The organism is Micromonospora sp. NPDC005305 (assembly GCF_040607315.1).
GTDB lineage: Bacteria > Actinomycetota > Actinomycetes > Mycobacteriales > Micromonosporaceae > Micromonospora.
Map to the genome: position 1 here is coordinate 42,319 of NZ_JBEXGL010000017.1, position 15,113 is coordinate 57,431.

General features: G+C 68.2%; 5 protein-coding genes. 2 read left to right on the top strand and 3 right to left on the bottom strand.

What is annotated here, in order from left to right:
* The first annotated feature begins 5 nt into the window (after positions 1–5).
* Positions 6–1,997 (top strand): hypothetical protein, encoded by a 1,992-nt coding sequence (locus ABZS80_RS24505; protein WP_355059328.1) that lies wholly within the window; start codon positions 6–8, stop codon positions 1,995–1,997.
* A 107-nt stretch (positions 1,998–2,104) separates the two neighbouring features.
* Positions 2,105–4,717 (top strand): helicase-related protein, encoded by a 2,613-nt coding sequence (locus ABZS80_RS24510; RefSeq protein WP_355059330.1) that lies wholly within the window; start codon positions 2,105–2,107, stop codon positions 4,715–4,717.
* Positions 4,718–4,915: 198 nt separating this feature from the next.
* On the opposite strand, the gene ABZS80_RS24515 is transcribed toward ABZS80_RS24510, so the two are convergent.
* From ABZS80_RS24515 to ABZS80_RS24525, 3 genes are all read right to left on the bottom strand, one after another.
* Complete coding sequence (locus ABZS80_RS24515; protein WP_355059332.1) at positions 4,916–6,736, bottom strand: hypothetical protein; 1,821 nt, start codon at positions 6,734–6,736, stop codon at positions 4,916–4,918.
* Positions 6,737–6,861: 125 nt separating this feature from the next.
* A complete protein-coding gene (locus ABZS80_RS24520) occupies positions 6,862–11,790 on the bottom strand; it encodes a DEAD/DEAH box helicase (RefSeq protein WP_355059334.1) in 4,929 nt (1,642 codons plus the stop codon).
* Positions 11,787–15,026 (bottom strand): hypothetical protein, encoded by a 3,240-nt coding sequence (locus tag ABZS80_RS24525; protein WP_355059336.1) that lies wholly within the window; start codon positions 15,024–15,026, stop codon positions 11,787–11,789. The genes ABZS80_RS24520 and ABZS80_RS24525 overlap by 4 nt, the downstream gene beginning before the upstream one ends.
* Between the last annotated feature and the right edge of the window lie 87 nt (positions 15,027–15,113).

The window sequence follows — 15,113 nt, forward strand, 5'->3', positions numbered from 1 at the left end:
TACGGATGCTGGAGCACTGGTCGGCGCCGCAGCACGCCGGTCGGCCCGTAGCATGCCTGGTCACCACCTTCACCTTCGACGCCGACTTCTTCGCGCAGGACTGTCTGTCCCGCTTCCTGTCGCTCTCGACAGGCACCGGAGACGGCGATCGGATCTCCACCATCGCCTCGATCCTCGAGGAGGAGGACCGGCTTGCCGAGACGCAGGTGACCGTGCTCGCCGACCGCAGCACGCGCACGCAGAAGCGCAACCTGCGCTGGGATCTGCTCCCGGTCGCCGTACCAGGCGATGGTCTGTTGCATGCCAAGGCCGCGGTTCTGCTCTGGGAGCGTCACTGCCGGGTGTTGCTCGGCTCGGCCAACCTCACCGCCGCCGGCTACCGGCAGCAGGTCGAGTTCGGCCTCGCCCTCGACCTTGACGAGCACTGCCAGATACCACGGACGGTCTTCATCGAGTTGCACGACGAACTGCTAGACCTCGTCGACCTCGCTCCTGGATCGTCAGAGGTCGGTCCTAAGGCGCGCGCACTGGCCACCCTGGCCCTGTTCCGCCAGCGCATCGAGGCCGCCGACCTGCCCGCCTGGCCAAGTGCGGGTATTCACATCGCACTCGCGCCCGGTAGACCGAAAGTCAACCCGCTTGACCGTTACGAGGCGGTTTGGCGCGGGGGGAAGCCATTGCGGGCAACCGTGCTCTCACCGTTCTGGGACGACGTGGCGCCCGCGCCCGGCATCGACGCAGTACGCCGTCTGCTCACCGGGCGGCCAGCGCAGGAGCGCCAGCTGACCATCCTCGCCGACATCAGCCCGTTCACCGGCAAGGTGCAGGGACCGCCATCCCTGATTGATCAGGGCGCAGCGGTGTCCGTCTACGCGAGGCCCGACAAGGAGCGGCGGACGCTGCACGCCAAGCTCGTGCTCTTGGAAAGTGACACGTGGGTCGCGGCGATGGTCGGCTCGTCGAACGTGACACGGTACGGCCTGGGCCTACACCCAGGCGCGCACCGCGAGCTCAACATGTGGATCGGCTGCGAACTGAACTCGGCCGAAGGCAAGGCGCTGCGCGCCCTCGCCGCCAAGGGCGACCCGATCGTGTCCGACGCGCAGGAGTGGGAGACGCCGGCCGACGAGGACGAGTCGACCGGGCATCAGTTGCCGTACGGTTTCGTCGACTGCCTCCTGCACCTGCGACCCGAGCCAGCCGCAACCCTCACCCTCGATCCGACAACGCTGCCCGCCAGCTGGCGTATCCTCGACCCGGCAGGTCACCCCCTCTACGACAGTGCGGCCTGGTCGGCAGCCGTCGAGCCCCAAGTACGGGTTCCGCTCGCACCGGGCACGCCGCTCCCGGCCTACCTGCTAGTCCGTTGGCACGTTGACGGACAGGAGGTCGAGTCGACCTGGACCGCGAATATCGACGACCGCGGCGCTCTGCCACCGCCCAGCGAGCTACGAGAGATCCCCGTCCACGCCCTGCTCGCCGCGCTCGCCTCGACGCGACCGTTGCCCGTCGCCGTCGAGCAGGAGCTACGCAAACTCGAGCGGGTCGCAGAAGCTGGCGCGGACACCGGGCTGGATCCGCTGACACGCTACGACAAGGCACACCTGATGCAGCGCGTCCGGCAGTCCTCGCTCGCGCTGATGCGGCTGCAGGAACGGCTCGCGCGGCCGGCAAGCAACCTCGATGCGGTGCGGTGGCGACTGCACGGGGCACTCGGCCCGCTCACCCTTGCCGAGAGCGTGGTCCGTACGTCCGACGAGCAGATGGTCAACGGCGAGAAGCAGTTCATGCTCGCCGAGCTCGCCCTCACCATCGCGGCCGTCGACTGGTCGGCCGTCCGCAACGTCGACGAGCGATGTGTAATCACGCGAGAGGTGACAACGGTGCTGGAGCAGATCCGGGAGCAGACGCAGCGATTGCCCTCGTCGCAGGACGCCACCCTTGACCAATATGTCCGCGATGCCGTGGAGGAGGCCTTGGCGAAGTGTGGCCACTGAAACCTGGGATCAATCTCGCTACGGCTGGTCGGGTATCCACCCAGGACGCCGACCGGCAGCTGCGTACAGCCGACGCCATCTTGCGTTCCCTGGCCGATCAGCCCGGCGTGGTGCTCGCCGACGAGGTCGGGATGGGCAAGACCTACGTTGCCCTCGCAGTGGCGGTCTCCGTGCTGGAAGCAACCGGGCGCGCCAACCCCGTCGTCGTCCTGGTCCCAGCGGCGGTCGCCGAGAAGTGGCCCCGCGAGTGGCAGGTCTTCGCCGAGCACTGCCTCCCGCCCGACCACGGGCTGCGCGGGTCGCGGCCGGTCAAGCGAGGCAGTGACCTGCTCAAGATGCTCGACGACCCCCCTGAGGAGCGCCAGCACCTCATCTTCGCCACGCACACTGCGCTCACCAGCAGGCTCACCGACCCGCTGATCCGGCTCGCCCTGCTGCGCCAGGCCACCCGCTACAACCGCGATGGGGACAAGCACCGCCGGGTGCTGGCCAAGCATGCCCACGCACTGCTGCGGGAACCCCGGTTCCGGGGTGCGGGGGGCCAGGCCTTGGTGGCGACGCTGCTCGAGAAACAACCGGGCCGGTGGAAGCAGGTGTGGGACCGGGGTCGACCCGAGGATCCGCTCGACGACGACCCCGTGCCTGCAGCACTGCTCGACGCCGTATCCGGGCTAGATCTCGAGGACCTACGGCAGGCGTTGGCCGCCGTTCCTGTCTACCGTACCGCCAACCTGGAAGGGCGGCTCAAGGTCGCTCGGGCACAGCTCGAGTGCGCACTTGGCGAGGTCTGGAAGGGGGCCCTGCAACGCCTGGATGTCCGGCTGCCGCTGCTGATACTCGACGAGGCCCACCACGTCAAGAACAGGACCCAGCTCGGCAGCCTCTTTGCCAACACTGTTGACGAGCGTGGCGCGCTAGGAAACATGTTCGAGAGGATGCTGTTCCTCACCGCCACACCGTTCCAGCTCAACCATGACGAGCTGATCCGGATCTTGCGTAGATTCCATGGCGTGCGCTGGTCGTCGCAGGCGGCGCGTGAGCGGTTCGACGACCAGGTGGAAGAAATCCAGAACGGGCTCAACCGAAGTCGTGCTGCTGCACTGCGGCTGGAACGGGCCTGGTCGCGACTCGAGGAGTCCGACGCCCCCCAGGTTGCCTCCGTCGCCACATTCGACGTTGAGGAAGGGCAATCTGAGCGCGTCCGTACGGCGATCACCGCCGCAGCCGCAGCGCACGACGAGCTCCGATCGGCCGAGAAGCTGCTGCGCCCATGGGTCATCCGACACACCAGGGCCAGCCGGACCCAGCGCCGCGACTACCACCCCGGCCGGGCGATCCTGGACGGACATGACACCGGTTCCGGCCTGACCGTCGAAGGCGAAGCAGTTCTGCCGTTCCTGCTCGCCGCCCGCGCCGAGGCCATCGCAAACCTCCACAACGCGAGCAAGGCCAGCCCGGTGCGGGGCTACTACGCCTACGGGCTCGCCTCATCCTTCGAGGCCTACGCCGACACGAGAGCCCACCGGATCGCCAAGCTCGACGACCTCGAAACCCCCGACGACTACATGCCGGACAAGCCCGCCACCGCCGCGGAGGACCAACTCCGGTGGTATGTCGAGCGCATCAGGACGGCCCTGCCGGACAACACGGTCGACGGCTGGGCAGCGCACCCGAAGGTGGCCGCGACTGTCAGCCGCGCGGTCGAACTATGGCGGCGCGGCGAGAAGGTCCTGGTCTTCTGCTTCTACCGCGAGACCGGCCGTGCCCTGCGCAATCACATCTCGCGCGCCATCCGGCGGGAGATCATCGACCGGGCCGCGCAGGCCCTCGGGAGGCCCGCCGACGACGATGTGCTAGCTGAGGTCGACGCGGTCGCCGAGCGTCTGCTACGCAGCGATGTCAGCGGGTACGACGCCTTCCGGGAACGAGTCGCCAGCTACCTCGATGGACTCGATGACGAGACGGCGCAACGGGTGCAGGACGTCGGGGTCCGCTTCATGCGTACGCCCTCGTTCCTGACCCGTTATGTTGACCTCTCCCCCAACCTGACCATCGAGGGGCTACTCGCTGGCCTGGACCGCGGCGCGCCTGGCGCCACCTTCGCAGACCAGATCAGTGCCTTCGCAGCCGCCCTTGCCCAACAGGTCGACAAGGAGCGGGACGACCTGCTCAACGCGCTCGCCAGCATCCAGACCGGTGGCATCCGCGTCACCAGCGAACACTTCGACACGTCCGAGCACTTCCACGACCGCGAGGTGCTTCTACCCAACGTCCGCTTGGTCAACGGGGAGGCGAAGCTTGCCACCCGTGAAACGCTCATGCAGACGTTCAACACCCCATTCTTCCCCGAAGTACTCATCGCCAGCAGTGTCATGGCCGAGGGCGTCGACCTGCACCACGCTTGCCGCCATGTCATCCACCACGACCTAGACTGGAACCCCAGCACGCTGGAGCAGCGCACCGGTCGCGTCGACCGCATCGGCTCCCAGGCGGCCCGGGTCGGCCGGCCCGTCGTCGTCTACGAACCGTACGTCGGCGGCACCCACGATGAGAAGATGTTCCGGGTAGTCAAGGACCGCGAACGCTGGTTCGGCATTGTAATGGGCGAATCGCCCGACAGCTCCGAGTGGGCCACCGAACGTCAAGCCGCCCGCATCCCCCTTCCCCCAGCGCTCGCCAGCGCCCTCACCATGAACCTGGCCACCCCAGTCGGTCCATGACCATCGCCGCCCAGCCGGGCCCAGAACTGGCCCATGTTGAGTCGGTGAGTTTCACCTGACCCCGCTGGTCGCGGCGGCACTGGGCCAGGGTCGAGAAGGCGGAGTCCCACCACGGCCCGATGCCGGTTCGGCCCACGGCCGGATCAGGGCAGGGATCGGGAGGGGACCCGTCGTCGTGGCCCCGGCGCACGCCGATGGTCAGGGACGATAGTCGTCGTGAAGCGCGACGCGGGAGAACTCGTAGCCATTCGGGGTACGCCAGTAGTGCAGCCGGCGAGCGGCCGCTGATTCTCGCTGTAACGCAACCCGCCAGCAGATCGCGCCGTCGGAGCGGCGGACGTAGGGGCTGCCGGCCTCGCCGGTGCGTAGGGGGTGCGCGTCGCGCCCGGGGAGGTGCTGCGCCTGACCCGTGAGCACCTCCACCACTACGGCGACGACCTTTGCCCGGCTGATGCCCTCAAGTTGTTCCACGGAGTCGAGGAAGTCGCCGGCCAGCGTGTACTTGGCGAGCGGCTTGTCGGCCTTCTCGGCAGCCGGAATGCGCTGCGCCCACTCACAGGTGACCTCGTAACGGAACTGTTCTTCTGGATCGAGGAACAGCGGCGCCTGAACACCGGCTGTCTGGTCGACGCGGCCCTGAGCGCTCCTGAGCCGCTTGCCCAGGCGCTGCCGAGCCAGATCGGCGCCACGGTAGCGGGTCTGGAGCTGTTCGATGGCGCGGATTGCCTGCGCGAGCTCGGCCTCCAACTCGGCAGCCCGAGCTCGTAGACCCACCAGTTCGCCGACGAGGGCCTTCCGGGTCGCCCGCTCGGCCGCGAGCTCGTTTCTCAGTAGTAGGACTTGCGCCTGTTCTGCCGCAGGTACCGCTTCGGCACGTCGGGCCATCACGGTCCGTTGCGGCGGGGAGAGGCGATGGACCAGGTCCAGGGGCGTTGGCTGTCGAGGCGCGACAGTGGGAACGTTCGGTAACGGTGGCGCCACCTTCGGGGGAAATGACGTCGGCGGCGGGGACGGCGCTGCAACCTGGGATTGCGGGTCTGGCTCGGGCAGGCGCAGCCACGGAGGCCCGCCCGGCAGCAGGCTCGGCGCTGGCCTCGGCACCTCCTCGTCGTCGACGTCATCCAACCGCAACCGCAGCGGCTCGACCGTCACGAGGCGGCAGGCGACGACTTCCCCGACACTGAACAAGCCAACCAGTGTGTCCTTCTGATTGCTGGTGACCGCCTCCCGATCGATCCCGACTGAAAGGCCGGGCAGCAGCCTCACTGTGACGCTCTCGTCGGCCACCGCCTCCACCTCGGCCAGAACGACGTCACCGGCCTGATACGCCTCCTGAATGCCGCCCTGGGCGCTGGCGGCTTCGGCGAAACGCAACGCGGCACGCAGGTCTAGCCGCCGCGAGTCTGGGTCGTAGCGGCCCGATACGAACTGCCCCCGGACCAGCACTCTGTCCAAGGCAACGCCGGGAAGGGTCAGTTCCTCCCACACCGTCGCCACGGACATGTCGTCGAACATGACCAGCGCGCGCGACCCGATGATGCCCTGCACCCTCCCAGAGCGCTGCTGCGTTCCCGGACGAGTGCGGGGTTCGACCAGTCCGGCTGCCATAGCTGCTTGCAGCGCGTCGCTGATCAACTGGTCGGTGATGCGTTTGCGGTCGTGCGGCGAGTAGGCGAACCGCAACCTGCTGCGCCCGGGGTCGGAAACCCAGGCATGATCGACTGGATACACCCGGCCCGCGCCGCCGTACACCTGGGTCATGGCCGGCATCACCCGAGAAAACGCCCACGAGATGTCGCTCGTGGGCATCAGTACGACCTCGGCCAGGTCGCCGACCGCCTGCTTGATTTCGTCCGGATCACCGAACGGCTCGTCGTGCTCCCCCGGAATGGTCAGCACCACGACCGGCCACCGCCGCCCGGGCATCAACAACCAGTGCGCGAGCTCGCTGGCCTTAGCCTCCGAGGCGATGCGCCGCACTTCCAGCGGCGCGACGGCGCCAACGCCCGACTGTCCCATCAAGCTCGACTTCCTCCCGGCAGGGATTCACTTCGGATAAGCCGGCCGACCTCTGCAGTCGCCCCGGATCATGAGACGGCTGCGTTCGGCGGGAGGCGGTCGGTGGGACACCGCCGACCCGCATGTCACAGCACCGCAACGCCGATCAGCGTGAGACCGTCTGCTTCGCCATCCAGTGGCGCTCCGGCGATCTGCTGCAACCCTGCGCCGACGATGCCGTGGGCGTCGCGGCGCAGCCAGAGCCGTCCAACTGCGGCTTTGCCGTCGCGGCCGGCAAGGACGACGCGACCTTCGTAGAGGTCCAGTTGACCGGAGGCAACTGGTTCGAATACCTCCCCGGCCGCCTCCGATACCAGGAACCGGCGCGTCGCCGTCAGTGCGGGCTGAACGTCGGACAGGGAGATCCGCAAGACTCCGGCCGGCGCGTGGTCTGCCTTGCCGAGTAGTCGGCCGAGTACGTCGGCGGCTACGCCGCGGCGTAGCTGCTCGTGGTAGCGCTCGTTGCGGAACACTCGCAGGCATCGGTAGCAGCTTGTCTCGGGGCCGCACTCGCAGTCGCGGACCCGTCGCACCGCTTGGTCGAGTACGTCGCGCAGTCTTTGCGCGATGCGCTGCACGTGCCCGGCGCCGCCGGGCACGGTGTCGTACAGCATGATGACGCTGCGTCCGGTCTCGGTCTGATAGATCGTTGCGTCGATGTCGTCGCGGCTGATCTCCAGCGCGCGGGCAGCGCCCTCCACCATAGCGTAGGCGATCGACCGCCAGGCGGTGTCGTCGAGGCCGTCCGTGGCTGTCCCTTCGAGGCTCAGATCGAGGACGTCTGTCTGGTACCTGTGGGCCAGGGAGAGGTTCTCCATGCGGCCTCGGCAGTCTCGGCCACTGAGCGGGCTCTGGTGGCTGGCCAGTCCGTCGATGGTGGGGCGCCCGAAGCCGCAGGTGGCGCAGATGAAGAAGCCGCGGCCGAGCGCTCCATCGCTGATGGCGATGAGTTCGCCTCTGGCGCCGGCCCTGACAGTGACGGTGCCGCCGGTCAGGTTCAGCTTGTCTTCGTACAGTTCAGCGCCGGGTGAAACGACGTAGGTCGCACCGTGCCAGGCACGTCGCGGGGCGCTGGTGGGCCGCCGGGCGCTGTTGCGGGCGGCGACAAAACCGAAGACCGGAATGGCGTACTGGCGGGGAGCGCCGACCGGTGCGGCGCCGCATGCCGGGCAGGCTTGGTCGAGGCGGTCGATGGAGTCGCGGTAGTGGCCGCAGCCGTCGCAGATGGCGTAGTAGCGGCGTTCCAAGTCCCGTCCAGGGAGCCGATAAACGCCGGCGGACTGCCAGGTCAATCCCCCGGCGATGACCTCCGCGCCGGGCGCGTACTCATAGATGGCTGAGGAGAGGTCCCGGGAAAGTTCCAGCTGCTTGGCCTGCTGGGCATCGGCGAACGCCAGCCGTAGTTCGACGGTGTCGACGGGGAAGCCGTACTTGGGCAGGACGTTGCGGTTGGCCAACAGTCCGAGGAGCTCTCGGGCGGTGATGGTCTTCATGACCCGGCTGTAGCGGGCAGCCTGGTCGTCCTTGCGAGCGGCGAAAGCCTCCTGCCGCTTTTGTTCGTAGGTGTCGACGTCCTGTTGGAGTTCGGCTCGGACGGACTCCAGGAGGTCGAGCAGGTGCTCGACCCAGGCGGCGGAGTCGACGCCGATGCTGACCTGCACGTCGGTGGGTAGGACCTGGCGTAGAGACCTCGTGATGTCCGCGGGCACGGGCGTCAGGAAGTCGCGGACCAGCGTTACGGGCGCAATTCCGTAGTCGTCGGGCAGAAGGAATTCTCCTGCCGTCCGCCACACGGTGCCGTAGGTGCGGAACTGATGGCGGAAGAAGGCGGCTAGGGCCACGGAGTGAGCATGCCGTCGATCAATCCGCACGTTGTTGAGGGGTACGTAGGGTGCGCGGACTTCGCCGGCGATCATTCGGTTGGGTTCGGCGAAGCGGGAGAGGTCGTGTGAGCGTCGTTGGGCGTAGGTGACGACGAGGGCGGCGGCGTCGGTGCGCCGGCCGGCGCGGCCAGCACGCTGGACGTAGTTGGCGGTGGTGGGTGGCATGTTGCGGAGCATCACGGCTTGGAGTTCGCCGACATCGACGCCGAGTTCGAAGGTGGTGGAGCAGGACAGGGCGTTGACTTCGCCTCGGACGAACTGCTGTTGGATTTCGGCAGCTCGCTCGCTGGTCCACTGCGCGGTGTGTTCGAAGACGCGCAGGGGTACCGGGTTCATGTCCCGGTAGACGTTGCGGTAGTGATCGGTATCTGTGTTGGCGGCTAGCTGCGTCCACTGTTCAAGGTCGCCGTCGCAGGCCATGGTCGGGCACGTGCCGCGGACGTTGAACGGGGTGAGTTTGCGGCAGGTGGAGCACTGCCAGAGTTCGCTGTCACCGGTGACCACGGTGCAGGCCATCAGGGCGGGGTCGAGTTGGTAGACCTGGCCGATGCCGCGCTCGGTGCTGGCGATCAGCCACTCCGACTGTGGTCCCCTGGTCAGGAGGTGCCACACCCCTTCGAGGATCTTGATGGGTTCCGCGGTGTGTCCGAGCCGGTTGAGCAGTCGGCGTACGTAGTCGAGTCTGCGGTTGACGCCCTTGGTGGGCAGCCAGCTGAGGACCTTGCGGCGGGAGTCGGCGCCGGTGCCTCGTACGTAGATTGGTCCCAGCCTCGGCTCGAATGCTTCGTCGCGGGGGTCGACGCCGTCTAGTGCGGCGACGGCACCTTGGAGGCGGATTGATCGGACGAGCTCGCCGACTAGTGCAGAGGCTTCGTCGGCGGTGAGGCCGAGGTCGGTCAGCGGCCGGGGTGGGGTCCAGGCCGGGTCGCGGGACATGTCCCAGGCGAGGAGTCCGCGGCCTTCGAGGGAGTTGCGTTCGTCGACGCCGACGACTTCGACCTGCGCCCAGAGTGCTACCTGGCGTTCGCGTGTCTGTCGTGACTGGCGGCGTTCGAAGATGCCGTACCGGTCGGCGGCCCGGCTGGTGTGGTAGATGACATCCTCCAGCCGGACCTCGTCGCCGGTCTCGGCGGCAGCGTGGGCGCCTTCGAGCAGCAGCCGTCGGCGTTGCATGCGCTGGTAGGAATCTTCGAGGTAGGGCGCGAAGTAGGCCGCGGACTGTCGGCTGTCGCTGAACAGCAAAAGCTTGCGTCCGCCTCCTTTCAGGCCTTGCTGAATGGGGTCGGCCGCTACGGGCAGCTTCTGGTAGAGGGCAGTGGCGAGGACCGAGGCGGAGGCCTCGTTTCCGCTGGAGAAGAGACGGATCAGACCGCCACCGCGTCCGCCGCAGGACAGGCATGCGGTGAGTTCGTCGGTCCGTTGCCGAAGGAATCGCACCTGGCGCATGGGCATGTCCGGGCAGCGGGGACAGGTGGTCGCTGGGCCGGTCTGGAAGACTCCGCATCGGCTGCACATGCCACCCCGTTCGCCGGCGGATTGGGCGCCGCTGGAGATGGTTTCTTCGTCTTCGTCGGTGGCGACGGAGTCGACCAGCGCCATCCAGACTTGCTGTTCATCTCGGGAGCGCCGGGAGCGGAAGACGGCGTGGGCGCCGACCCGTTCGAGGGTGCCGGAGAGGTAGACCGTGCCGCAGCGGCGGCAGGTGCCGAATTCGAATGCGGCGTCGCCGCAGCGTTCGCACCGCTCGTGTCGGGTGAGGCTGACGTGCGGGCCGTGGGGTCCGAGGCAGGTGAAGGCGCCTTCGGTGGCGCGGGCGAACAGGTGGTAGCGGGCGGAGAGCACGGGGGCGCCGTCAGTGTCGTGGATGCTGTTGGCCAGGGCGACCATCGCGGCGCAGGCGGTCTGGTCACCGGTGTCGAATAGTGCGTGTGCTGCTTGCGGTAGTGGCATTGGCCCGTGGGTGAGGAGTGCCTTGAGCCTGCGGACGCGCTGCTCGCGGGCGAGGGCGTCTGCCGGGTCGTCGGTGGCGTACCCGTGCTGCTGGGCGCGGGCCAGGATGGCGGCGGCGGGGTCGTCGGCGTCCAGGAGTTCGGCATACGCCGAGGCGGGCAGGGGTCCCCATTCCGGTCCGGGTGGGAGTTCCACACGGTCGGCGGTGACGACGTCCTGCCGGGTTTCGTCGGCAGGGTCGTACTCGAACCGTGCCGGGAACAGGGAGGCGGCGAATTCCGCGACCGCTTTCATGTCGCCGCCTACGGTCGCGCTGGTGGCGATGCACTGGACCGGCTGGTCGGTGTTGACGCGGTCAACCAGGCGGCGTAGCAGCATGGCCAGTTCCGCGCCGCGGGCGCCGTCGTAGACGTGTGCCTCGTCGACGACGATGAACTGCCAGTGCCCGGCGTGTTCTCCTTCGAACAGGTCCATGTCGAGGGGGCGTAGCAGCAGGTATTCGAGCATGGCGTAGTTGGTCAGCAGGAGGTGTGGCGGCCGCTGCTGCATGTCTTCGCGGCTGAGCAGCTCGTTGGGCAGCGGGCGCTCGCCAGGGTTCTGCCGTTCGAATATCTCGGCGGCCTCGCGGCGGGTTTGCCGGGTCTCCCCCGTGTACCGGCCGAAGGTTATGTCCGGCGCCTCGGCCAAGATGCCGCGTAGCCGTTTCATCTGGTCATTGGCGAGCGCGTTCATCGGGTACAACAGCAGTGCCCGGACGCCTGCGCCGAGCGTTCCTGCCGAGCGTTCGGCCATGATGCGGTTGAGGATCGGCAGGAGGAAGCTTTCGGTCTTGCCGGAACCGGTGCCGGTGGCGACGACCAGGTTCCGGCCGGCGGCGGCTTTGCGGATCGCCCGCTCCTGGTGCCGATACAGCGGTCGGTCGAGGTTGAACCCCTTGCCGAGGGTGGCGATCCCGGGATCCAGAATGCCGGTGTCGATGAGCTGACGTGGGGTGGATGAGGTGACGTAGGGCGGCGTCGCTTCGAGCAGGGGGCCCTTGGTGATGTCCTGGTTGATCGCTTCGCTGATCGCGCTTTCCAGGGCGGCCGCCAGACGAGGGTCCTTCGGTTCCACCAGCGTGCGCAGGTAGCGCCGGTAGGTGGCGACGACCGCGTCACTGGTGGCAATGGGGTCGAGGATCATCGGGCGGCTCCGGATCCGATCAGGGTGAACTCGGCAAGCAGAAGATCGATGGTGACGAGGCGGGGTGCACTGCGAGCGAGGGTCGCGTGATGCGGCAGGGTGCGCGGCAGCAGCCGCTGACAGCCATTGTGTCCACGGGCAGCCAGGCGGGCGACGAAAGCCAGGACGAGCGACACCGCGGGCAGTGCACACCAGCCTGTGGTTGGCTTTCGCGCTTGGACTGCGTCCGTTACGCGCTGCCCGCTGACGGCATGGATCTGTTGGCGCGAAACGAGGAGTAGCTCCCTGGCGGCGCTGGAGACTCTGCCGAGGCCCGGCTGTATCCGCACATCGAACAGTTGCCGCGCTGCCGTCAAACGCTCGTCGGCGTCGAGCAGACCGCCCGGCACGACGCGCATCGCCTTCCACAACCGGTTACGTACCTCGATCGGAAGCTCGGCCAGGCGTAGAGCCGACTCATCGAACCGGCCAACCGTCCGGTAGGGGTCGATGCCACCGGCGAGCAGATGCAGCGCCACCTCGCCACAGACTGCCGATACCTGCTCGCGTAGCTCCTCATTTCCGTCTTGCTCGCCGAGACGATGGGCCGTGGCGAGCATGCCTGCCAGAGGGCTGATCCCCCACAGCTTGGTTGCGTCACGCTCCCCGACGTACGCGTCGGGGGGTGCGGCGATCAGACCGGAGTGTACGAGTGGGGCGACCAGCCGGTCGGCCGAGGTCCTGGTCTTTGTCAGCGCGATGAGAGTTTGCGCGGGATAGCGCCGCAGGATGGCGGAGGTGCTGCGGACGTCCCGGGTCACCCTGCCGCGCAGGCCGTCCGCCCGGTGATACAGGTCGATCAGCAGCGGTGCGATGTCCGGGTGGTCGGGCAGGTCGCCGGCTCCCGCCAGGTAACCCGACACGGCGTCGTCGGCGCTGTCCTCTCCGCTGGGCTTCCACTCACGGCCGGCGATGTCGAAAACGTTGTCGGCCGCGGGCCAATCGGGCCACTCTGCCGGCACCCACGGATCCTCGATGCGCAGCAGCGCCACCAGAGGCCCGGCGGTGGTGACCTCCTCGGGAAGCGGATCACTGACCAGGTCCTGGTTGAAGGTCACCACGTGGGGAGGTTGCCACGGCGCGTATATCCGGTAGAAACCGGCAACCAGGCCCTCTGCATGCACGCCGTCGACGAGGACCAGCCGGTCTCTGTCGAGGTGGACGGAGCTGGCGAGGCGCCTCGGGGTGCAGCGGGCCACCGGGAAGTCCTGGCCGTCGACGCGGACATCGAGCTGTGCGATGCCGTGGACGCCGACGGTGTCGGCGATGGCGGCCAGAGGGAACCGCGCCAAGGGCTGCCCATATGTGAATCCAGAGGCGACGGTTTGCAGCTCACGACCGGCGGCCTTGACGACGAGTTGGGCGTCTGCCACCTCGTGAAGCCGGACCAGCAGCTCCCCCTCGCCGACCGTCTCGGTGTCCAGGCGCAGCGGCTGCAAGGACCAGTCACCGCGGCCGTTGCCGCCGAGCCGCTGCACCGCCATGTGCGCTGGTGTCACCCGCACGGTCGCTGATCCGGCAGTGCTGTCGATCTGCACCTCAGCGGCGGTGTCCTTCGGACCCAGCTGCACCGTCGTCGGTGTGACGGTCAGGCCGTGCAGGCTGGCGCTGGCCCGCACGGTCGCTGGTTCCAGACCGTCGGCGCGGATCTCCCGCCACGAGGGGTTGGAGCGGGCGTTCAGGCCCTCGACGAGTTCGAGGGTGCGGGACAGGCCGCGGCCGAGGGGGCCGCGGACGGTTATCTCGTACGTGCCGACAAGGGGTCGGGGCAACCGATGCCAGGGGTCGATGGTGGTATCGCGGATGATGGTGATGACTTCGGTGATCAGCTGATCGGATCCGGGTTTGCGGATCCGGATGGACCACTCGGTCGTGACGCCCGGCTCAGTGGGCAGGGTCAGCTTCGGCGCGGCCGTGACGACCGGGGCGCCGGTGAGGCTGCACACGCCGGGGAGTGGCGGGTCGAGGTGCAGCTGAGCCCGTCGGGCGCCCTTGACTCGTCGGGGCGTGCCGCCGCCGAGACGCAGCTCGGCCACTTGGCGAAGGTCGACACGCCGCAGGCTCCAGCCGAGCCAGCCGTAGGGGGCGGGGACGTCGCCGAGATCGTGCAGGTCGCCGGTGATGTGAAGCTCGAGCGATTCACCGGCGTCACTCTCGTGGGGGTAGAGCAGCCAGGCGGGTTCCGGCGGCAGGCTGGCAGTGGCCGGTACGCGTCGACCGTCGTCGGTGAACACCAGGAGCGGATCCCGCGGGTCGACCACCTCGATCTCGTGTTCCTGGTCGTAGGCGGCGAGTTCGACGGTGAGTTGTCGCGCGGGGCGTGCGATGGGCAGTGCCGTCGCGGGTACGGTTTCCCGCACGCCCGGCCACATCGACCGGCTGACCACGGTCTGCGCCTCACCGTCGATGCGCACCTGCCACACCACATGGCCGTCCGCCGCGTCGGGCACCGAGGGCAGCCACAGCAGGAGTCCCCGACCGAAGGGCTCAAGTTCCAGGTGGGGGCGGGCCTGCGTGATCCGGGTCCCCATCTGGGCCCGGCCGGTCGCACCGGTCCAGTCGAGCTGGCCCGACTCGGCAAGGTGCTGCGCCTTGGCGATCAGATGTGGAGGCAGTCCGAGGCCGTCGGCGTGGAACACCGGCTGGCGGAGTCGCTCCAGCAGGTCGATGCAGCGGTCGATGAGATCCTCGGCGTAGTCGCCGCCGTACTGGATGAAGCGCTGCACGGGCTTGTCGAGCTCGAACAGGCGGGATTCGCGGCCGGGGGTCAGTGCCCAGGCCAGGAAGTGCTCCGCGGACATGCCCGGATCGCGGGCCAGCCGCTGCAGCAGGAGGTTCAACAGGTCGCCGATGCAGTACGCGGGGACGCCGGCGTGCATGAGAATCTCGCCGACGTTGACCTGCGGAAGCCCCGGGAATCGGGCCAGCTTGAAGCGGTCGAGGTTGGCGCGGAACAGCTCGCCCCACAGACTCTGGTCGATCCTGCCCGGCGCCAGCTGGTGTACGGCGCCCCAGTAGTTGCCGTGTTCGTAGCCGACGGCGCCGATGCCGGCGAGTCCGGTGACCAGGCACGCGGGGTACCGATAGGCGAGCAGCCGGCGGTCGTACAGGCCGGAGTCTCCGCAGACCCTGCCGAGTAGGCGGATGACCTCTTTGACATCCTCTTCCAGGGCGCCGACTTCGGAGACGAGCGACACGGCGGACAGGGCTGGTGCCCAGGCGCGTTCCCGGTCGCGGAGGAACTCAGATGCTTGTGACACGTTCTTCCCCTCTAGAACGCGGCC

Coding starts and splice junctions, on each gene's coding strand:
- ABZS80_RS24505 (WP_355059328.1), top strand. CDS start 6: ATGCTGGAGCACTGGTCGGCGCCGCAGCACGCCGGTCGGCCCGTAGCA.
- ABZS80_RS24515 (WP_355059332.1), bottom strand. CDS start 6,736: ATGGGACAGTCGGGCGTTGGCGCCGTCGCGCCGCTGGAAGTGCGGCGC.
- ABZS80_RS24520 (WP_355059334.1), bottom strand. CDS start 11,790: ATGATCCTCGACCCCATTGCCACCAGTGACGCGGTCGTCGCCACCTAC.